Raw genomic sequence first — 20,289 nt, 5'->3', positions numbered from 1 at the left:
GCTAAAATGATATAATGAATATTGAATTAAGTATTTTAGATAAAAATATTATATGTGGAGTAAACCCAGTACAATGACTCTATCTGATGATGTATTATGTGTGGATGATGAGCATAATCGTGTGAAGTATAGAATACTAAAGATTAGTAGTCATCATTTTGACGGTCTCAAAGAAATGATAAGGGATCAATTGGCAGAGGTTTGTTATGGTGCAGAGCCTATTGCTATTGAGCCCGATCAGTATACCTATCATGCTGCTTGTAGGCAAATGTATAACAATCTAATGAGATATAAAGACGAAACTAAGAAGTATGGACTTGTTGGCGAATTATTGATGCATATTTTAGCTCCAAACTATCTAGATTTTTCAGCTGAAAGCATAAGTAGAATATTTGCACTTCAAAATCAGAATATAAAGCAGGGTTTTGATTTAATTTTCTATGATAAGGACTGTAAAAAAATATGGTATGGCGAGGTAAAATCTGGGCTAGTTGGAAAAGCTAATCGCAGAGAGTTAATTAATAAGGCGAGTAATGGTCTTAAGAATTACTTTGATAATATTATGGCGGAAGGAAATGATTCCACGCAGTATAGATGGGAGGCTGCTAAGGCGGAGGTGGCGGTAATGTTTGCGTCTGAGAAAAAAATAGAGCTAATCAAGCTGCTGCCTAATAGTAAAAACATGATCCGTCAACGAAAAGGGTTTAATCGTAACGCAATTCTTATGGCGGTTAATTTTGGAGATTTTGCTTATAATATAACAGATACGAAAGATGTTATTAAGAAAATTGATAGCATAAAGAAGACAGGGTGTTTTGATAATTTTATAATTATTTGTATTCATCGTAAAATATTCGATGATATTATTGATTTCTTAGGGGCTGAAGGAGGGGTTTGATGTACAAGATTACTCTTAGCTCTTTAAGATCAGCATTAACAAGGAAAGCTGAGGATCATAATTTCTTATTTGCTAAAGTATACAGAAAAATAATGTTGAGACAGCATCTAACTCAAGATGAGGCGCAATTTATATATAGGATCTTAAACTATTTTTCACTTTATGGCGATGAGTATGTGCAAAAAATGGCATATTCAATAGCCCTAAATTACGGGCTTCTTAGTAATAATTTTTATGCATTATCCCATTTTGCTAGCTTATTACGATACTATCCTGTCCTTATGCTCATAAGAGCCATGCACGATAGTCATATTGCAGAATTAGAGTCCGTGGACGATATGAACAGTCTATTTAATAAAGCTTTAGCAGAATCATACAAGGAAGAGTATTACAAATCAGAGCAACAATTTAGACTAAGTCGTAGTGTCAGAAATGTTTCTAATCTTGCTATCGTTGCGCCAACCTCTTATGGTAAGTCTCATTTGATGGTGTCTAAAGCTATTGAAAAGTTCAATAATGGTTTGTCTGTTTGTATAGTTGTGCCCACTAAATCATTGATAAATCAAACTGTATCAATGGTTTTGAACAAAAAAGGAAGTCGAACTGATGTTATAACTCATCCTGACATGTATGTTGAAAAATACAAGCACAGCCAATTTATTGCTGTGCTAACACAGGAGCGACTAATGGCATTATTGGCGAAACATAATGAGCTAATAATAGATTATCTATTTATTGATGAATCTCATAATTTATTTAAAGATGAGGATAGATTCTTAACTCTCTCGAGGGCGATCATAATCGCTAGTAATAGAAAATCAAGTGTGGCCATCGATTACTACTCTCCTTTCATTGTAGATCCAAGGTCAAGTCTACGTCCTATAAATGATAAACATAATTCAAAAAAGATACAGTCAAGGGAAATTACTGAGTATATGAAAATACCACGTTATTTTCTTTGGGATAATAATAGTCAATGTTTAGAGCTGTTTGATCAGTTTACGGCAAAATTTTACGAAATAACTGAATCGTCTACAGACTATTACCAAATATTATTTAGTAGAGGTGGGGATAAAAATATTATTTATGTTAATAAGCCAAGCGGAGTTGAAAAGCTTGCCGATGCGCTAGCTGCTAGGACGCCAGAAATTAAATACAGCCCTGAAAGCCAGGTTATAATTGATGATGCATGTAATGTCCTATCAAGCTATGTTCATCCTTTCTATAATCTAATAAAGCTCGTTAAACGCGGCATAGTTATCAGTCACGGTAAGATACCGGACACTATTAAGGAATATGTAGAGTTTTTGTATCGTAATATTCCTGAGATTAGATTTATTGTCACTACGAGCACATTACTCGAAGGTGTGAATATCCCTGCAAGTAAATTATTCTTAATGAGCTATTCCAAGGGGGCTAAATGCTTGGACGTTCCTGATTTCAGAAATTTAGTGGGCAGGGTGGGCCGTTATAACGTAATCTTTGATTTTACAAACCCAAGAATGGAACTATTAACACCAGAAATATATATAATTAAAAATGATGATTATATGAAGAAGGGGGCAAATGCTAGTAAATTCTTATCGGAGCATGCCAAGGAGGGGGTTGTAGTTGAGGACAGTATCAATAACCCGCTCCTTGCTTCTTATAAAGGAAGCGATAAGGAATATAGAATTGCCGATGAAGTTAACATACTTGCAAATATAGATAAAACAAGAGAAGCCATGTATTCGCAAATTAACAACTCAAAGCCATTATTGGCGCAGACTGAGCTAGGTGCTAAGTGTTATGCCCATAACGTGAAAATATTTGATATTGTGAAATATGAACAAATCATCTCTAAAAAGATGGAGCATTTCTTGAACACTCAAATAATTGATGATGGTAATAAGTTATTAAATACGATTATTAGTGTTTTTCTTGAGGTGACATATCAGACAGGTCTCAGGATCGATAAGCATAAGTATGGGAATTGGATATATTTACTATACACAGAGCCATCTATAAGGGATATTTATATAAGAATTATTGACGAAAAAGCTAATAATGAAGCCAGCTTTTCTACGTTGATTGCAAGGTCTGTTTCTATGTGGCGCGGTAAAATCGGAAATCCAGTATATGTTGGCGATATAGGAAGTTGTGGTATCGATGGCAAGACTGGATCGTGGAATAAATATCATATATTTCAGCAGCAGACTCAAAATTTGATGCCAAGTTATGCGGCTGCTTTAGCTAAGGAGAATCTTGATAATGTTGACCATTATATTATTCCATTTCTTGAGATATTGAATGATTTTGGCGTAGTCAAGGAGTCGTTTTATAAACGTATAAAGTATGGTACTGATAACGACTTTAAAATTGCTCTTATTAGAGCGGGAGTTGACTTTAGTTTAGCAAAAATAATTCACGAAAATGATAATCTAAGAGTGCTTATCTCAATTAATCAAGAAAGTCCTATGTGTACCGATAAGGCTTCTTTCTTAAAAATCATGCGCGAAGAAGGCATCTCTTTGATGTATATTAACCTAGCGCGTGAACTATTATAAATTAAAAAATATAGATGGCAGAATAGGGTTAGCGGTGTCGTTTAATAGCCTGTAGACTTTTGCCCAGTAAATTATTGGTAGAAAGTGGTACTTAATTCTGCCGAAAAATATCCAACACACCAAACTTTCCAGTCAGCATGGCTTGGCTAATGATGTGCGGCGTGAGGGTGGCGATTAGTTCTTTTGGTTTGGTGTTGTCTGGTAAATCTAACGTCGTGTCCAGCGCGTACACATAAAATTGATAGCGGTGCGTGCCAAATGGCGGTTGCGGTCCGCCCCAGCCAGGCTGACCCCAACTCGTAACACCTTCGACCGCGCCCGCGGGCAGTGATTCGCCAGAAATTTCAGCGGTTTTGCCCGGCACGTTCCAAACCGTCCAATGATAAAATCCATCGCGCCCAGGCGCGTCAGGGTCGTGACAGACGATTACCAGACTTTTAGTATCTGCTGGCACGTCGCCGATCTTGAGCGGCGGGCGTTGATTACCGCCGAGCTTGGAGTAAATTTTTGGTATTTTAGCGTTTTCGGCGAACGCAGGACTGGTAATTTTCATACTACAATTTTAGCATAATGATATTCTTGTCGCCCTTGGTACATGTAGATCAAAATCAATATCGGTTTTCTGGACAATCTCGTAATAAGATGATACTGCTAGGTTGTCTGGTAATTCAATTATTTTTCCATCATTAAATAGTTGCCCTTGTCGATAGATATTGTGAATAAACGGTACATTTGGTTTTGTTTTTCTCAGGCGATATAATGCTGATTCATGCCGTATTTCGCCATCTGTAACAACTTTGGGCTGCGTATGCCATTGTCCCATAATACATAATGTTGGTAGAGAGTCGTCAATCCCGAGGATATTTTTAGCTAGCTGCTCTTCTCGTTCCTGCGGGCTTGGTGGTATGACGGCGTCCTCATCTAAATTGTCAAAAAATGTATCAATAAAAACGAGCTCTTTAAGTTGATTTTGCTGCAGAAGAATTGCTATCGTTTTTATCACCTCAAGAGATAAAATGCTTGAGTCAAAAAGGTCTTCATCAATCAGGGAAAAATCATAAGAACCGGTTTTTACTGAATTGATGAAGTTAAGTACGGCGGGGCCGGCTTCAATAGCCAATTGCTGGATGTCAAGTTTTCTAACCAGGGTATAGATAATATCGGCATTTTCTTTGATGCCGTGAATTTCGCCATATACAATTAGGTTCGATTTTTGTAAGGCAAACTGCAGGAGGTCTCGGTGTTTTATATCTAGTTGTTTTGGTAAAAATGTTTTGATAATTTCATATACATTCATGATCTCTAATTGAGAGTTTACTGTATGGAGTTATCAACATACAAGAGCAACATTATTTGCCGATGACCCATAGACTATTTATAATAAACCGTTATGAACATAGCCGACCGACTCCTCGCCAAATATCCCATCATTTCCGACCAAGTTGACGCCAAAGAACTCGGCGTGTTGCTGCGGGAGCTGGAAAAGGTGCTGCAAAGCGGCGCGGCAGGAAACATCGTCGAGTTTGGCTGTTACGTCGGCACGACCAGCTTGTTCATTCGGCGACTGCTGGACGCCTATGATTTTGCTGGCGAGTTTCACGTTTACGATTCGTTTGCCGGGTTGCCAGAAAAAACCCAGGCGGATAACAGCGCTGCGGGTGAGCAGTTCAAGGCGGGTGAACTGTTGGCGCCGCGTAAAACCTTCGTCCAGAATTTTAAAAAGGCTGGCTTGAAACTGCCAATTATTCACAAAGGCTGGTTTGCTGATTTCACTCCTGAGGACGTGCCGGAATGTATCATCTTTGCGTTTTTTGACGGCGATTTTTATGAGTCAATTGCCGATTCATTTCGCGTGTGTGACGGCAAATTTCAGGAAACGGCGACCATCATTGTTGATGATTACGCCAATGAAGCCTTGCCGGGCGCGGCGCGGGCGGTCGATGAGTGGCTGAGACGCCATCCGGCTCGGCTGACAGTCGAGGCATCCTTGGCGATCATTCGAGAATGAGGCATATTTGACGATAGCTAATTTTTCCTGCATAATAATTAAGGCTATGATGGCATTTTTTACTACATTCTCCTCGTCATTTCAGCTGGCGATATCATTCTGGCCATTTGCTGCACTGCTCTTGACATTTCCGCTGCTCGTCGTACAGTATATGCGATTACGACGGCTAGTAGTCGGCAGGATGGTCATGGTGTATTTGGTTGTATTGTATGCACTGGGACTCGTGGCGTTTACGCTCTATCCGATGCCAGATAATCCAGCATGGTTCTGTGCGCATCATGCAGTCTCACCACAACTACATCCGCTCGCATCAATTATGGACATACAGGCTGAAGGGTTGCGGGCTGTTCTACAGGTAGTGATGAATATAGTCTTTTTTATGCCGTTCGGTATGTTTTTACGAGTGATGTACCCTGTACGCTGGTACATGGTTGTACTATTAGGACTCACCCTATCATTAACGATTGAAGTAACCCAACTGACAGGTGCGTTTGGGCTGTATCCATGTAGCTATAGGCTGTTTGATGTTGATGACTTGTTGCTCAATACCGGAGGTGCTTTGGTCGGCTATTGGTGTGGTCGGTTGCTACCAGATCTGCGCAATGTAAAGCATGGCGAGACCGTGACAACACAGCCGGGCCTAGTGCGGCGATTAGTGGCGTTTATACTTGACGTGGTTGCGGTGCTTGTGGTGAGGACGTGTATCGGTATTATATTGTATATCACGATGCCGGGTTTGGCGGGAAATACTGTTGCGGGACTGTCATATGGTATTCTCGCTGGCGGTGAGTTAGTAGTCCAGCTGATCATGCCGCTCATGATGGGTGGGCAAACGATTGGCGGCTGGATGACGGGAATATCATTGGATGATCGTGAACGTTCTTGGCCTCATCGATTGACAATGTATCTGCTGCGATTGGGGTATATTGGCTTGTTCATGTATGGCATTGTGCTAGGGCCTAGGGCTGGTATGCCTGTTGTCATTGGCTGGCTTGGGGTGACATTAGTTAGCTGGTGGCGATACCGGCGTTTGCCGTATACGATTATTGATGCAGTTTGGCCTCGTAGGCGGTAATTCACACGGCTCGCTAAGCGATACTTGTGTTCTTGGGCGTATATGCTACTATTGTTAGTATAACCATAAACAAAAAGGGGATGGGGGTATGGATCCATTACATATTACATCAGAAATTGGCCGACTCAAGGCGGTGCTGTTGCATCGTCCGGGCGAAGAATTAGAAAACTTAACACCAGACTACTTGACTGATCTGCTGTTTGACGACATTCCGTATTTGCAGGTCGCCCAAAAGGAGCATGATGCGTTTGCTCAGGTGCTGCGTGATCACGGTGTCGAGGTGTTGTATCTCGATCAGCTGGTGACCGAAGCGCTACACACTGATCAATTACGTGAGCAGTTTGTTGATGAAATGTTGGCAAATTCGAAGCAAGGCTCGCGCCGTGTTACCAGAGTGCTGCGCCAGTTCCTGCTGGACCTGCCAACGAACGCGATGGTGCGTAAAATTATGGCCGGTGTGCGCAAGGACGAGATTACGCTGCCGCCAGATCAGCATCAGCAGCTGCACAATATGATCGAGAAAAATCACTATCCATTCTATCTCGATCCGATGCCGAACTTGTACTTTACGCGTGACCCGGCTGCAACCATTGGTCACGGTCTGACGATCAACAAGATGCACTGGCCAGCTCGTCGTCGTGAGTCGCTGTTCATGCGCTACATCATTGATCATCATCCGCGGTTTGCTAATAAGAATGTGCCGGTGTGGTATGATCGTCACGAAAAGTTCTCAATCGAAGGTGGCGATGAGCTGGTATTGAGCAGTGAAGTGATGGCCATCGGCGTATCGGAGCGCACCACGGCTGAGGCGATTGAAAAGATGGCGACGAAACTGTTTGCTGGCTCTGGCTTTAAGAAAGTCGTTGCCATGGAGATTCCAAAGTCGCACGCCTTTATGCACCTGGACACGGTGTTTACCATGATTGATCGGGACAAGTTTACCATTCATCCGGAAATCCGCGATCGCGGCGGCAAGATGAATTGTTTCGTATTGGAAAAGGTTGAGGGACAGCCGTTTCCGCGCATTACGCATGAGACGGATCTCGAGCATGTCTTGCGGGTGGCCTTGGGTCTGCCGAGCGTTACCTTGATCGAATGTGGTGGCGGTGATCCGATCGCAGCAGCCCGCGAGCAGTGGAACGACGGCTCGAACACCTTGGCGATTGCGCCGGGCGTGGTGGTGACGTATGACCGCAACTACGTCACCAACCAAAAATTGCGCGAGCACGGCGTTGAAGTTATCGAAGTCAGCGGTGCTGAGCTTGGCCGTGGCCGTGGTGGTCCGCGCTGTATGAGCATGCCACTAGTACGGGAGGATGTATAAATGGCACAAAGTTTGAAAGGGCGATCATTCCTAACGCTGGGTGATTTTACTGCGGGTGACATTCGGTTGCTACTAACGACGGCAAATGAGTATAAGCGGATGAAGTACGCTGGTACGCCGCATCGGATTCATGAGGGCAAGAATATTGCGTTATTGTTTGAAAAAACCTCGACCAGGACGCGCTGCGCCTTTACGGTGGCGGCTAACGACCTCGGTATCGCGCCGGAATATCTCGGTAAAGACGATATTCAGCTTGGCAAGAAAGAGACGGTCGAGGACACCGCCAAGGTGCTGGGCCGGATGTTTGACGGTATTGAGTTTCGCGGTTTTGCACACAAAACGGTAGAAGATCTAGCGAAGCACGCCGGCGTGCCGGTGTGGAATGGATTGACTGATAAGTTCCATCCAACGCAGATTCTAGCCGACTTTATGACTATCGAGGAGCACCTCGGTCGGCTGCACGGCGTCAAGCTGGTGTTTGTCGGCGACGGCCGCAATAACATGGCTAATAGCTTGCTGCTCGGCTCGGCAATCATGGGGCTGGACTTTCGGATTTTAGCGCCGCGTGAATTGTTCCCTGAAGAGGGCCTTGTCCATCACGCGCATGAGCTGGCGCACCAGAATCACGGGCGGATTACTATCACTGATAATTTTGAGGAAGCCTTGCGCGGTGCCGATGTCATTTACACTGATGTTTGGGTGTCGATGGGCGAAGAGGATAAGTTCGCTGAGCGCATCAATCAGCTGCGTCATTTCCAGGTTAATCGTGACATGTTGAACCTCACCGGCAATCCTGAAGTCAAGTTCATGCACTGCCTGCCGGCCTTTCATGATGCATTGACCACGACCGGTCAGCACATCAGGGACGACTTCGGGCTAGAGGCGATGGAGGTGACGGATGATGTCTTCCGCTCGCCAAATTCGATCGTCTTTGACCAGGCGGAAAATCGTATGCATACCATCAAAGCGGTTATCGCTTTGACGCTGTAGATGTCTAATACAGGAGTAAAGGAGGCTCCGGACATGGTAGAAAAAATGAAAAAAATTAAGAAAAAGCTGCGCTCGCCCTCAGCCTTTACCGTGCTGTTTGTGGTGATTGCCTTGATGGCAGTCCTAACGTGGATTATCCCGTCTGGTGTGTACAACACAAAACCAGATCCAAATGATGCGGAAAAGACAGTGCGCATCGCTGGTACGTATAAACAGACTGATAAAGTCACTACTAAAAAAGCCGATGACGGCACCGAGACAACCACTGACTCCCGCCAGGGTTTGTGGGATGCAGCACTTGCGCCGATCAAGGGCATGAGTGAGAAGCTCGACGTCATCGTCTTCGTGTTGATCCTCGGCGGCTTCCTCGGGGTGACGATGAAGACTGGCGCGCTGGATGCGACACTGGGTGCCATGCTGCGCAAGATGAAGGGCAAGGAGAAATGGCTCATCCCAATTCTCATGACGTTCTTCGCTATCGGTGGTACCACCTACGGTATGCAGGAAGAGGCCGTGGCCTTTTATGCGCTGGTGGTGCCGATCATGATGGCGGCTGGCTACAACGCTATGACCGCGGTGATGGTGATCGTGCTGGGTGCTGGTACTGGTGTGCTTGGTTCAACGTTAAACCCATTTTCAACTGGTATCGCTGCCAAGTCGGCTGACGTGCCGCTCGGTAATATATTGGGTCTCCAATCAATCATTTTGCTGCTCTGTTTGATCGCGGCTATCGTGTTCACCATGCGATACGCGTCAAAGGTAAAGGCTGGTAAGTATAAAGATGATGTTCGGTATAAGCCAGCCACCACCGCACTTGATATGAGCAACGTGCCAGAATTTACCGGTCCGCGTAAAGCAGTGATGGCGGTCTTTGGCGTCACTTTCCTACTGATGATCATCTCGCTTATCCCGTGGGGCAACTGGGGGATCACACTGTTCGCCGATATCCATAAATGGTTTGCAGAGCTACCGGTCGTTGGTGCTATCTTGGGTCTCGATCATGTCTTGCCATTTGGTGAGTGGTACTTCAACGAGATCTCGACCCTGTTTCTGTTGTCAACCTTAGTCATCGCAGCGATTTATTATCGCCAATTCAAGAAAGAAGAAGTCTTCGTTGTTGACACCTTCCTGAAGGGTACAGCCGATCTACTGAGTGTGGCGCTGATCATTGCGGTGGCCGCCGGTGTCGGCGTGGTGATGCAGAATGGTGCCATCCAAGACACGATTATTAGCTGGGGCGAATCTGCCCTGAAGGGTGCGGGTAGCTTTGTTGGTATTCTCGCCTATATCTTCTACTTGCCGATGAGCTTTATCATTCCGTCATCATCAGGTCTAGCGGCGGCAACTATGCCAGTCATCGCGCCAGTGGCTGATCTAGTCGGCTCCAGCAAGGAGATCATCGTTGTCGCATTCGCAGCAGCATCGGGTCTGTTGAATATGATGGCGCCAACCATTGCTTCGTTGATGGGCGGTCTGGCCCTAGCCGGCGTGTCGTACCGTGCATGGTTGAAGCGTTCAATGCCAATCATGGTGGTCTTTGCGATAATTAGCCTCGTAGCTATCACGGTATACGGAGCCATCGCCTAATGAATCAGCAGCGAACCATTGTCGTCGCGCTTGGAGGTAACGCCCTGCAACGTCAGGGCGAGGCCTCGTCCCAGGCGCAGCAGCGAGTGGCCGACGAAACCATCGCCCAGCTTCTGCCGCTGATTCAAGCCGGCCACCGCGTAGCCATTGTCCACGGTAATGGCCCGCAGGTCGGCAACATTGTCCTACACGAGGAGGCGATTAACACCGAGGCGGTGCCGAGCTTGCCGCTGGAAGATTCTGGTGCGATGAGCCAGGGGCTAATTGGTTTTTGGTTGCAGCAAGCGATCCACGATGCGCTGGCAACTCGTGGTGTGCATGATAAGTATGCAGCGAGCATCGTTACCCAGACGGTGGTTGATCAGGCTGATCCAGCATTTCAAAATCCAACCAAGCCGATCGGGCCATTCTATTCGGAAGAAGAGGCCAAGAAAGTGCAGGCTGAACGCGGCTATACAGTGCGCGAGGACTCGGGCCGTGGTTGGCGGCGCGTTGTGCCGTCACCGAAGCCTCAGGAAATTGTTGAGGCTCCCGTCATCAAGGCGCTGGTCGATGCCGGCGTGTTGGTAGTCTCGACTGGCGGCGGCGGCATCCCGGTGCTGCGTGACGCATCGGGTCAATTGAGCGGCGTGGCTGCAGTGATCGACAAGGATTTTGGAGCGGCCAAGCTGGCGGACACGCTCGGGGCGGATACATTGCTGATCCTAACCTCGGTTGATGCAGCTAAGGTCAATTTTGGTCAGCCGACGGAGCAGGCGCTTGGCGAAGTATCAGCCGAGGAGCTGCAGCAGCATATTGATGCTGGGCAGTTTGCGGCTGGCTCAATGCTACCGAAAACCCAGGCGGCGTTAAGTTTTGTGGCCGGTGCTTCGGGGCGCACGGCGATCATTACCTCGCTCGAAAAAACCGCTGACGCTATCAACGGTGCCGCTGGTACGCGCATCAAGAGTTAGCTCTCATATAAATAAACACTCAAAACCACCAGTCAGACAGCTCGGCTGGTGGTTTTCGATGATGGCCTCCGCAAGCTTATTGTCATCTAACCGGTACCAAAATATTTCAAATGAGCTATACTGAGTACATGATAGAATACCTGCATTCAACAGGCGAGGCGATCGCACCGATTCAGACATTGCGTAGCGGCAGTTGGCTGCGCTGCGAACGGCCAACCGAAGAGGAAGTGTCCGAGCTGCTAACGCTGGGGATGGACGAGGACATGATTAGTGACGCGCTTGATCCGCACGAGGTACCGCGTATTGAGTTTGATGATGAGTGGACGTACTTGATCGCCCGGCTGCCGGATACGGATGATGATTTTAATGATTTTACCACGCCAATTTTGTTCGGCATTCACAAAGAGTATGTGGTGACATTGTCGCGCGATAGTCTGGGTCGGCTGTGGCAGCCGTTTATCGACAAAACCAGAGTGCGGACATCGCGGCGGATTGAACTGGTGGTGGCGATGATTGAGGCGGTGTCAAGTCAGTACCAGCGGCGGGTGGCGACCATCAATCGTCAGATGCGGGCGGCGACTGACGATATTCACACCTTGCGGGCGCGTGATATCGTCACCTTGACCGAGTATGAGCGCAAGTTAAATGATTACCTGGATGCCTTGCTGCCGATGAACTGGGCGATTGAGCGGCTGATCGCCAATCGCAGCTTGCGGCTCAAGGATGACGACAAGGATGACGTCGAAGATATTTCCATCGACCTTGAACAGGTAATTAGCCGTTGTAAATCGCTGCTGCGAACCATCACCAATGTGCGTGATAGCTACCGGGCGGTGATGGATACGCGGTTGAATGAGACGATTCGGCTGCTGACGGTGATCACGGTGGCGCTGACTATTCCGACGATGGTGGCCGGGCTGTATGGCATGAATGTGCCCTTGCCGGCCGCGGAGAGTCCGGTGACCTTTTGGGTGGTTATTGGCGGCAGCGCACTGGCAGCACTGGCGATTGGCTATTATTTTTTGAAGCGGCGCTGAGATCCTTGGGCGGGGATGGCGCTTGTGCTTACCATTGTTTTTAGGTATAATAAAACGACATGGACATCAAGAAACTAATTCACTTTTTTAAGGATAAATTAGCGCAGCTACCGGCTATGCGCGAGCTGCATGATCCTGAGAATTCGCGGTTCGTTGCCTGGTGGAGTGAGGTGATGGCAACTGGTGAGGAAATGGGTGATGCCTATATGCACCGAGTCATGCGGATCGAGTTTTTGCCGGCAATTGTTTCCGAGGGCGGGGATAATTCTGAGGAATTTGCCCAGGCCTATCAACGCGGCATGGACGAGGTGGAGGCCTTGATGCGGGCAACGATTGAAGGCCTCGAAAACCTCCAACGCAAAGCCGAAGCCGCCAAGCGCAGTCCCAAGCATGCTCACGAAGTGGTCTCGCCCTACGTTGCTCTCAGCGACGAGCAGGTCAAGCAAGTCACTCAGGCGATGCGCCTCGATCGGTATGATGGCCAGACGCAGCGGACGGTCAAGCGCCTCCTCGATGAGCTCAAAAATGGTGGCAAGAACAAGGATGCTATCGTTGACGCCGTAACGTGGCTGGCTGAGCAGCAGCCCGATGCGTTGGTGGCGTTTTTGCTAGCGGCAAGTCACGCGGCGTAATGCGGCGACTCGGTTAGGCGCGGGCGATCCCGCATTAGATGGGCCAGGCTTATTCTGCCAGTACGCCATATCCCAGCAGTCCATCGTAGCGCTTATCGCGGTTGACGAACACGCGGATGCGGTTCGCCTCATTGCCGCCGACGGTGGTCAAAACGCCGTCGTCATTTTTGAGGACGATGTTAGTGTGATCACCAAACACTGGCGAACCACGGTAAATTGCTACGTCGCCAGGACGCGGTTGATAGCCAGAGCCGGCGGGCTTGAATCGACCGGCCGCTTCGTAATACTCGCGCAAGGTAAACGTCCCCGGGATGCGCCAGCCGCCAGTATGCGGATTTTTCAGCGGCGCGCCCGCCTGCTGCATGATCCAGCTCACAAAATCGGCACACCACGCTTCACGAACACCTTGGCTGAATTTGGTACCGGCGGATTGTGCTTCGAATTCGGTTTTGGCGAGGCTGATAATTTTTTGCCGAGTCAGATGTAAATTTGTGGTATCAATTTGCGGGAACGTCGCCTCGCCGCGTGATGAATCAATGCTGCCGGCCACCCTCAGCGAGTGAAGTTTATGAGTAATTTTTGGCCAATACAGCGCGCCGAGGCTGATACAAACAGCCGTCAGCGGTACTAGCACCAACGCGAACACATACCGTTTCTTGAGACGACTGCGCGGCCGCGTGATGGAGAGGTGGGGCTTCTTCGGCATATGGTTAGTATAACGGTATCGTGTCGGCTTGGCTAGCCCTCTCGGGTTGCATACCCTACACAGAGTGTTATAATGACTAACTAAAGATAGGCTGGCAGGGAGTCATTCTATCGCTGAGATATGAGATGCTTAAAGAGAGCACGGAAAGGAGTTTATATGGCTCAACCCGAACCAATCATAACAGTTGACCAACTCGTCAAGACGTATGGGGATAAGAATGTCGTCGATAGCGTGTCGTTTGAGGTACAGAAAGGCGAAATCTTTGGTATCCTCGGGCCGAATGGCGCCGGTAAGACGACGACACTAGAGATGCTGGAGGCGCTCCGGCCGATTGACGGCGGCACGGCGACCATCGACGGAATTGATGTTGCTAAGCAGCCGAAGCACATTAAAAACATCATCGGTATCCAGCTGCAATCGACAATGTTTTACGACAAGCTAACCTTGCGCGAACAATTGAAAATGTTTGCCAGCCTGTACGGACAAACGGTCGACGCCGACGCGCTGCTGGCCAAGGTGCAATTGACCGACAAAGCCAAAAGCTACGTCGAGCAGCTGTCGGGTGGGCAAAAGCAACGCTTCGCTATCGCTTCGACGCTGGTCAATAACCCGACGGTGCTATTTCTTGACGAGCCGACCACTGGGTTGGATCCGCAGGCTCGCCGTAATCTCTGGGATTTGATCAAAGAGATTCGCGGTGAAGGTATTACTATCGTGCTGACAACTCATTACATGGACGAGGCCGAACTGCTGTGCGACCGCTTGGCGATTATGGACAATGGTAAAATCATCACCATTGATACGCCACATAATCTGATCCAGCAGCTGCTGGCGCGCGGTTTCAAGAAAAAGCAAGTTGTCGAGCAGGCCAATTTGGAGGACGTATTTATTGACTTAACAGGAAAGGCGATTCGGGATTAGTATGAAAAAATATTGGACTGGTGTATTCGGGCAAGTACGCGCCCAACAAAAGCGTTTCATCCGCGATAAAATGTCGCTGTTCTTTACCTTCCTGTTTCCGCTCATCTTTTTGTTGGTGTTCGGCTCGATTTTTAATAATCAATCGACCAGCTTTGACATCGCGATTATCAATAATTCGCAGACGGAATTTGCTAAAGGTTTTGTTAAAGGCGCCAAAGAAAATGCCAAAGACTCGATTCTCAAAATTAAAGATGTCAAGGATATGAACGAGGCTCGCGAGAAGCTCAAGCGTTCTGAGCTGAACGGCATCATTGAACTGCCCAGCGATTTCGGCGAAGTGAAGGGTGAGGGCAGAGATGCTCGCCCGACTGGCACTATCAATGTCTTGTACGCCAAAGGTTCCGAGCAAACTGGTAGCGCCTTAACGGCGGTGATGAATCAGATTGCCAATGAAATAAATAAGCATTTGGGCCAGCCAGAGGCACCGCTCAAGGCTGCGGGCAAAGCGGTCGGCGACGAGCGGTTGAAGCCATTTGACTATACATTCACTGGACTGTTGGCATTTAGTTTAATGAGTATGGGCATCTTTGGTCTGGCCAATCAGATGCCGGCCGAAAAACAGCGTGGCTCCTACCGCCGACTGCGCGCGGCGCCGTTTACCTCGGGTCAGCTGATTATTTCTATGGCGATTCACTACACGATTATTTCGCTGCTTAGCCTGACTATGATGGTTGTCGTTGGCATGTTGATGTTCCAGTTTAATATGCGCGGCGATTGGGGGCTCTTTGTCCTTATGGCGGTGCTGGCGGCCTTTATGATGGTAGGTATGGGTCTCATGATCGGTGGCTGGGCAAAGAATGAAAATCAGTCCGCACCGCTGAGCAACTTACTGTCTTTCCCGATGATGTTCTTGTCTGGTGCATTCTTCCCGCTGTACATGTTCCCAGAGTGGTTACGCGGTGCCGCCCAGTTTATCCCGATGACGCCGATTACTGATGGTTTCCGTTTAATCATGACTGAGCATGCCAGTTTTATCGAGGCTCTGCCGCAAATTGGTGCTGTCGCTGCCTGGACTCTCGTTATCTATGTCGCTGCGATTAAGCTGTTTCGGTGGGAATGAAATTTGAGAGTTGGCGGTAGGGTAGCTACCATTCCTGCTCTTATTCTGTTAATCCAGACTTAGTTCTATATGCTGTTAGCCACGAATCGAGTTCAGTGTAAAACTTCTCAGGATTACAACCGAAGAATTGATGTCGCAATCGCGATGAAATACGCTCGTGTAGGGAATGTGGTTGGTAGATTCGCAGATATTTGAGCGGTGCCATAGTTATCGTACTCGAAATTCCATCCCATTGAGATATTGGTAAAATTGATACGAGTTTGTTATCAACTGATGGGTCAATGTCGCAGGCTGATCCATTAATAAATACACGAAGCATAACGTGTCGCTCGTTTCGACATTGACGTAGTTTAAGAATACGATCAGGTATTGGTAAATCCTGCCAATTAAATACGCCAATTAACAACTGGCTTACTATGTCAACTTTTTGTAATTCTCGCTGTAAATACACGCATTTTTGGTAGCATGACCATATCCCATTATTACCACTTGTTCCGTATGGCAAGTCGCGGATCTTCTCGAATAAGATAACTGCTTTTTGAATATTCATAAGGCGAATGGTTGGGCTAATGTGCAGAATAATATTTTCATGATGTATAATAGCACATATGAAGTGGCTTAATGATATCGTCGATCAGTTTCGAAATCTAGATAAAGAGGTGCTCGTTTCTTCGGGTGCGTCGCCGTCGGGGGTGTATCATGTGGGGCATTTACGTGAAATTGTTATCGCTGATGCCGTAGTACGGGCGTTGAAGCAAGCAGGTATTCGGGCGCGCCACGTTCACGTTTCGGATAACCTGGACGCCTTTCGTAAAGTACCGGTTAATTTGCCGGCTAGTTACGAGCAGTACTTGGGTATGCCGCTCTGTACGGTGCCCTCACCAGATGATCGGTATGATTCGTGGGGGGATTTTTGCCTGAAGCCATTTCTTGATAGTGCTGATAAAATTGGCGTCACCATGGACGTGATCTATGCTAGCGATAAGTATCGGAGCGGGTTTTTTGTGCCGGCCATTGAGCGCTCGCTGAGCCGCATTGACAAAGCCAAGTCGGCCATCCAGGAGGTATCGGGCCGGCAGCTGGATGACCAGTGGTCGCCAATTCAGATCATGGAGCATGGTCGGCTGAAAAATCGCCGGTTCATCAGCATGGATAGCGATGCTAAAACGATCACCTATCGTAGCCACGATGACTCGGAGCACACAGTTCGGTATGATGACGGGCAGGTAAAGCTGGACTGGCGGCTGGACTGGCCGGGGCGATGGTGGTTGCTCGGGGTTGATGTTGAGCCGTTCGGTCGTGATCACGCGACGAAGGGCGGCTCGTATGATACCGGTAAGCGGATCGCCCGCGAGGTTTATAACATTGATGCGCCAGTACCGGTGCCGTACGACTTTATCAATCGCACTGGTGATACCAAAAAGATGAGTGCCAGCAAGGGTACTGGCGTGAACGCACACGACGTTGTTGATATGCTGCCGCCTGAGGTAGTGCGCTACTTTATCCTTCGGTATTCGCCGGCCAAGCGACTGTATTTTGACGAGACCGATAGCCTGGTGCGGTTGGTTGACGACTTTGCGGCGATGAGGCAGCATCCGCAAAATGAACTTGATGAACGGTTGCTATTCTTGTGTACTGATGGGTTGAACCAGCTAGCGGTTAGTTCAGTTCCATTTTCGCATCTAGTTATTTCATACCAAGCGGCTCTGTGCGACACGGCAAAAACGGTGGAGATTTTGCGGCGTAGTGTGGAATATGCGGACATTGTTGATAAGGAAGAAGCAGTGATCATCACGGAACTAGGCTATGTCAGTCGGTGGCTGGAGCGATGGGCGCCTGAGTCATTGAAGTTTCGCTTGGCAGACGAGGTACGTCCCGATGAGTTTTCGCCAGAGCAAAAAGAATACCTATGGCGACTAGCTGACGACATCGCCGGGGTGTCGGCTGAGGCTGATGGTAATTGGTTTCATCAAGCAATTTACGCCTACAAGGAAAGCGGTTTGCTGCCGCCGCGGGAGCTCTTCACCACCATCTACCGCGTGCTCATTGGCAAAGATTCCGGGCCGCGCGCTGGCTGGTTTTTATCAATCCTGCCAAGAGACTGGCTGGTTGAGCGACTACGGCTGATGAAGTAAGAGTTTTGGCGAGGCCGGGTTGGGACTGAGCTATCAGTAGTACCATAGACGTGACAATAGATAAAGGAGACAGCATGACATTTGAAGAAGTACAAAAGTTAGTAATGAGTCACGTCTGTGCTCGTCAGTGGGATAAGACGAAGGATTCACGTGGTTTAGCAATTTCGTTATCGTTGGAGGTCAATGAGTTGCTTGAATATTTTCAATGGAACGACACGCATATTGGCACAAAAGAAGATATGGCAAGCGAGCTGGCTGACATCATTATCTATGCGATTCAATTTGCCGACCGATTTGATATCAATATTTCCGAAGCAGTTGCTGCAAAAATTGCTAAACTAGATGAAAAGTATCCAGTTGAAATTTTTGAGATCAAAGATAAAGTTGAACAAAATCGCCGCTTGCTAGAGGCTAAGAAAAATTATAAAAAGGATACGACGCTATAAGGCTGCTGCCGTAGAATGTCATTGCGGCTATTTTGCATTGCAGGTATCGGGGTGGTTTGGGTGATGGGCTTCACGGCGCGATGTCACTTGCGGCAGCTCGGCTTGACACCCACTGCCCATCCGGCGTAGAATATTACACTTGGGTGCAGGGTAGACCGTACTGAGTAGTTGGAGAATTCTTACATTTATGGGCTACTGATACTTGAATAACGTGAAAGGTAACAATGCTACACGAATTATCAATCAGAAATAAATTAATCGTCATGAGTGCGGTGATGAGCGCACTGTTTTTGGTGGCGCTGGATCAAACGATTGTCTCGACGGCGCTGGCGGCGATTGTCAAGGAATTTAATAGCTTTTCATCGCTTGGCTTCATCGTGACTGCTTACATGTTGACCACCACGGTGACCGTGCCGCTGGCTGGTAAGTTGAGCGACATGTATGGCCGCAAGCCGCTACTGCTGGCTGGGGTGAGTATCTTTACCATCGGCTCGCTACTGAGCGGCCTGGCGCCGACAGTCGAGTGGCTGATTGCGTGGCGGGCGCTGCAGGGCATCGGCGGCGGTATCATCACTGCAAACGCCTTTACCATTGTCGGCGACCTCTTTCCGCCAAAGGAACGTAGTAAATGGCAAGGACTGTTTGGTGCGGTCTTTGGGATGAGTTCAGTAGCCGGGCCGTTAATCGGTGGTTGGCTGACAGATGGTGTGTCGCTATTTGGCATGGTCAGTGATTGGCGCTGGACGTTCTTGATCAATGTGCCGATCGGGGTAATCGCCACGGTGCTCATCATTCGCTATTGTCCGCAGATCAAGCATGACCGCACGCACAAGCCTGATTACATCGGTGCGCTATTGATTACCATTGCTCTGGCGACACTGGTGCTGGCGGTAGACAACACAGAGATGCTCTTTAAGGGACTAATCGAGCGCGGTGTTAGCCTAGCGTTGGTTCAGGGCATGCTACTAACGATATCAGTACTGGCGGCGCTGAGTTTTGTGCTGATCGAGCAGCGAGCCAAGCAGCCGATTCTGCCGCTACGGTTCTTTGCCAATCGGACATATAGTTTGATTATGGCGGCGGCTAGCCTGTTTGGCGCGGCCTTTATGGGGGCAATTTTATATCTAACACAGTTTAACCAGCAGGTGTTTGGCGCCACTGCCTCGCAGGCTGGGCTGATGCTGCTACCGATGGTAGCAGGCAGTATAACAAGCTCGATAACTATCGGTCGGCTGGTTGCTAAAACCGGTGCATATAAACGCTGGATAGTGGCCGGTTTTGGGCTAACGGCGGTCGGTGTCGCCGTGCTAACAATTCTACAGCCAGAATCGCCATATTGGCACGAAGCTATCGTGGCGGTATTTGTTGGGCTTGGATTCGGCGCGGCGATGCCGATCTTGACCTTGGCGGTGCAGAATGAGTTTACGCAAAAAGACCTCGGTGCGGCGACCTCCAGCGTGCAGCTATTTCGTGGGCTGGGCTCGACAATTGGTGCGGCAGTATTATCGGGCATATTAACCGCTGGCATCCTAGCACATGTTGGCGATCCACATCAGCTGCCATACATCCAGAGCTTACAGCGCTCACCAGCTGCCCAGCAGATGTTGTCTGGCGAATTGAATGCTGACGTGCTGCTGCGGCTGAATGCTCAAAAAGAGACGATTGCCAAGGCGGCAGCTCAAGAGTTTGAGCGGCTACCAGCGCCGGCCCAGGCCCAGGCAAAACAGCAGTTCAGCCAGCAGCAGGAGGAATTTACCAATGTCATTCTCCATGCCTTTGCCGATGGGCTGCATCAGGTATTTTTGATCAGTTCAGGGCTGATGGTTGTCGCAATGATCGCGGTGATGCCAGTTAGGGAAAAGCGGCTACGCGGCTAATTGCCAGAGTGGTGTTTTCTGGGGTATAATTTTT

Annotated in this window: 18 protein-coding genes; 15 read left to right on the top strand and 3 right to left on the bottom strand. The window is 48.2% G+C overall.

The genetic code is table 11. The annotated features are described in order from the left end of the window. Nucleotides 1-52: 52 nt before the first annotated feature. Together FBF24_04315 and FBF24_04310 are read left to right on the top strand one after the other, a co-directional pair. Nucleotides 53-898, top strand: a complete 846-nt coding sequence (locus tag FBF24_04315; protein QCT41083.1) for a DUF1837 domain-containing protein — start codon at nucleotides 53-55, stop codon at nucleotides 896-898. Next, a complete protein-coding gene (locus FBF24_04310; GenBank protein QCT41082.1) occupies nucleotides 898-3,444 on the top strand; it encodes a DEAD/DEAH box helicase in 2,547 nt (848 codons plus the stop codon). Before FBF24_04315 ends, FBF24_04310 begins: the two co-directional genes overlap by 1 nt. A gap of 91 nt (nucleotides 3,445-3,535) precedes the next feature. Here FBF24_04310 and FBF24_04305 read toward each other — a convergent pair whose 3' ends face one another. Then, nucleotides 3,536-3,997 carry a YbhB/YbcL family Raf kinase inhibitor-like protein gene (locus tag FBF24_04305; protein QCT41081.1) on the bottom strand — a complete coding sequence of 154 codons (462 nt, stop codon included), beginning with the start codon at nucleotides 3,995-3,997 and terminating at the stop codon, nucleotides 3,536-3,538. Between the two features lie 9 nt (nucleotides 3,998-4,006). Then, nucleotides 4,007-4,741, bottom strand: coding sequence for a hypothetical protein (locus FBF24_04300; GenBank protein ID QCT41080.1), 735 nt, complete (start codon nucleotides 4,739-4,741; stop codon nucleotides 4,007-4,009). Between the two features lie 93 nt (nucleotides 4,742-4,834). Here FBF24_04300 and FBF24_04295 point away from each other — a divergent pair, with 93 nt between their 5' ends. The 8 genes from FBF24_04295 (at nucleotide 4,835) to FBF24_04260 (ending at nucleotide 13,050) form a co-directional block, all read left to right on the top strand. After that, on the top strand, nucleotides 4,835-5,452 hold the full coding sequence (locus FBF24_04295; GenBank protein ID QCT41079.1) for a hypothetical protein: 618 nt from the start codon (nucleotides 4,835-4,837) through the stop codon (nucleotides 5,450-5,452). 46 nt (nucleotides 5,453-5,498) lie between these two features. Next, on the top strand, nucleotides 5,499-6,527 hold the full coding sequence (locus FBF24_04290; protein ID QCT41078.1) for a VanZ family protein: 1,029 nt from the start codon (nucleotides 5,499-5,501) through the stop codon (nucleotides 6,525-6,527). Between the two features lie 88 nt (nucleotides 6,528-6,615). After that, nucleotides 6,616-7,851 (top strand): arginine deiminase, encoded by a 1,236-nt coding sequence (gene arcA / locus FBF24_04285; GenBank protein ID QCT41077.1) that lies wholly within the window; start codon nucleotides 6,616-6,618, stop codon nucleotides 7,849-7,851. Beyond that, entirely contained in the window at nucleotides 7,852-8,841 is a 990-nt protein-coding gene (gene argF / locus FBF24_04280; GenBank protein QCT41076.1) for an ornithine carbamoyltransferase, read from the top strand. Continuing rightward, nucleotides 8,842-10,428, top strand: a complete 1,587-nt coding sequence (locus FBF24_04275) for a YfcC family protein (GenBank protein ID QCT41075.1) — start codon at nucleotides 8,842-8,844, stop codon at nucleotides 10,426-10,428. Beyond that, on the top strand, nucleotides 10,428-11,381 hold the full coding sequence (arcC, locus tag FBF24_04270) for a carbamate kinase (protein ID QCT41074.1): 954 nt from the start codon (nucleotides 10,428-10,430) through the stop codon (nucleotides 11,379-11,381). Before FBF24_04275 ends, arcC begins: the two co-directional genes overlap by 1 nt. Before the next feature lie 110 nt (nucleotides 11,382-11,491). Next, a complete protein-coding gene (locus FBF24_04265) occupies nucleotides 11,492-12,418 on the top strand; it encodes a magnesium transporter CorA family protein (GenBank protein QCT41073.1) in 927 nt (308 codons plus the stop codon). A gap of 59 nt (nucleotides 12,419-12,477) precedes the next feature. Next, nucleotides 12,478-13,050, top strand: coding sequence for a hypothetical protein (locus tag FBF24_04260; protein QCT41072.1), 573 nt, complete (start codon nucleotides 12,478-12,480; stop codon nucleotides 13,048-13,050). 49 nt (nucleotides 13,051-13,099) lie between these two features. Here the strand turns inward: FBF24_04260 and FBF24_04255 are convergent, their stop codons facing one another. Then, complete coding sequence (locus tag FBF24_04255) at nucleotides 13,100-13,756, bottom strand: CHAP domain-containing protein (protein QCT41071.1); 657 nt, start codon at nucleotides 13,754-13,756, stop codon at nucleotides 13,100-13,102. A 156-nt stretch (nucleotides 13,757-13,912) separates the two neighbouring features. Here FBF24_04255 and FBF24_04250 point away from each other — a divergent pair, with 156 nt between their 5' ends. The 5 genes from FBF24_04250 (at nucleotide 13,913) to FBF24_04230 (ending at nucleotide 20,255) form a co-directional block, all read left to right on the top strand. Next, on the top strand, nucleotides 13,913-14,677 hold the full coding sequence (locus FBF24_04250) for an ABC transporter ATP-binding protein (protein ID QCT41070.1): 765 nt from the start codon (nucleotides 13,913-13,915) through the stop codon (nucleotides 14,675-14,677). Nucleotide 14,678: 1 nt separating this feature from the next. Then, a complete protein-coding gene (locus FBF24_04245) occupies nucleotides 14,679-15,797 on the top strand; it encodes an ABC transporter permease (protein QCT41069.1) in 1,119 nt (372 codons plus the stop codon). Nucleotides 15,798-16,405: 608 nt separating this feature from the next. Further along, nucleotides 16,406-17,932: a lysine--tRNA ligase gene (gene lysS, locus FBF24_04240; protein QCT41068.1), complete on the top strand. Its 1,527-nt coding sequence runs from the start codon at nucleotides 16,406-16,408 to the stop codon at nucleotides 17,930-17,932. Between the two features lie 74 nt (nucleotides 17,933-18,006). Further along, complete coding sequence (locus tag FBF24_04235) at nucleotides 18,007-18,378, top strand: nucleotide pyrophosphohydrolase (protein ID QCT41067.1); 372 nt, start codon at nucleotides 18,007-18,009, stop codon at nucleotides 18,376-18,378. A gap of 224 nt (nucleotides 18,379-18,602) precedes the next feature. Continuing rightward, a complete protein-coding gene (locus FBF24_04230) occupies nucleotides 18,603-20,255 on the top strand; it encodes an MFS transporter (protein QCT41066.1) in 1,653 nt (550 codons plus the stop codon). Nucleotides 20,256-20,289: the final 34 nt, after the last annotated feature.

The sequence above is a fragment of the Candidatus Saccharibacteria bacterium oral taxon 488 genome, from assembly GCA_005697215.1.
Lineage (GTDB): Bacteria > Patescibacteriota > Saccharimonadia > Saccharimonadales > Saccharimonadaceae > Nanosynbacter.
This window is presented reverse-complemented; position numbering and strand designations above follow the sequence as displayed.

What these genes read in the sequence shown, in the direction of transcription:
- FBF24_04315 (QCT41083.1), top strand. Translation starts at nt 53, where the DNA reads ATGTGGAGTAAACCCAGTACAATGACTCTATCTGATGATGTATTATGT.
- FBF24_04310 (QCT41082.1), top strand. Translation starts at nt 898, where the DNA reads ATGTACAAGATTACTCTTAGCTCTTTAAGATCAGCATTAACAAGGAAA.
- FBF24_04305 (QCT41081.1), bottom strand. Translation starts at nt 3,997, where the DNA reads ATGAAAATTACCAGTCCTGCGTTCGCCGAAAACGCTAAAATACCAAAA.
- FBF24_04300 (QCT41080.1), bottom strand. Translation starts at nt 4,741, where the DNA reads ATGAATGTATATGAAATTATCAAAACATTTTTACCAAAACAACTAGAT.
- FBF24_04295 (QCT41079.1), top strand. Translation starts at nt 4,835, where the DNA reads ATGAACATAGCCGACCGACTCCTCGCCAAATATCCCATCATTTCCGAC.
- FBF24_04290 (QCT41078.1), top strand. Translation starts at nt 5,499, where the DNA reads ATGATGGCATTTTTTACTACATTCTCCTCGTCATTTCAGCTGGCGATA.
- arcA (QCT41077.1), top strand. Translation starts at nt 6,616, where the DNA reads ATGGATCCATTACATATTACATCAGAAATTGGCCGACTCAAGGCGGTG.
- argF (QCT41076.1), top strand. Translation starts at nt 7,852, where the DNA reads ATGGCACAAAGTTTGAAAGGGCGATCATTCCTAACGCTGGGTGATTTT.
- FBF24_04275 (QCT41075.1), top strand. Translation starts at nt 8,842, where the DNA reads ATGTCTAATACAGGAGTAAAGGAGGCTCCGGACATGGTAGAAAAAATG.
- arcC (QCT41074.1), top strand. Translation starts at nt 10,428, where the DNA reads ATGAATCAGCAGCGAACCATTGTCGTCGCGCTTGGAGGTAACGCCCTG.
- FBF24_04265 (QCT41073.1), top strand. Translation starts at nt 11,492, where the DNA reads ATGAGCTATACTGAGTACATGATAGAATACCTGCATTCAACAGGCGAG.
- FBF24_04260 (QCT41072.1), top strand. Translation starts at nt 12,478, where the DNA reads ATGGACATCAAGAAACTAATTCACTTTTTTAAGGATAAATTAGCGCAG.
- FBF24_04255 (QCT41071.1), bottom strand. Translation starts at nt 13,756, where the DNA reads ATGCCGAAGAAGCCCCACCTCTCCATCACGCGGCCGCGCAGTCGTCTC.
- FBF24_04250 (QCT41070.1), top strand. Translation starts at nt 13,913, where the DNA reads ATGGCTCAACCCGAACCAATCATAACAGTTGACCAACTCGTCAAGACG.
- FBF24_04245 (QCT41069.1), top strand. Translation starts at nt 14,679, where the DNA reads ATGAAAAAATATTGGACTGGTGTATTCGGGCAAGTACGCGCCCAACAA.
- lysS (QCT41068.1), top strand. Translation starts at nt 16,406, where the DNA reads ATGAAGTGGCTTAATGATATCGTCGATCAGTTTCGAAATCTAGATAAA.
- FBF24_04235 (QCT41067.1), top strand. Translation starts at nt 18,007, where the DNA reads ATGACATTTGAAGAAGTACAAAAGTTAGTAATGAGTCACGTCTGTGCT.
- FBF24_04230 (QCT41066.1), top strand. Translation starts at nt 18,603, where the DNA reads ATGCTACACGAATTATCAATCAGAAATAAATTAATCGTCATGAGTGCG.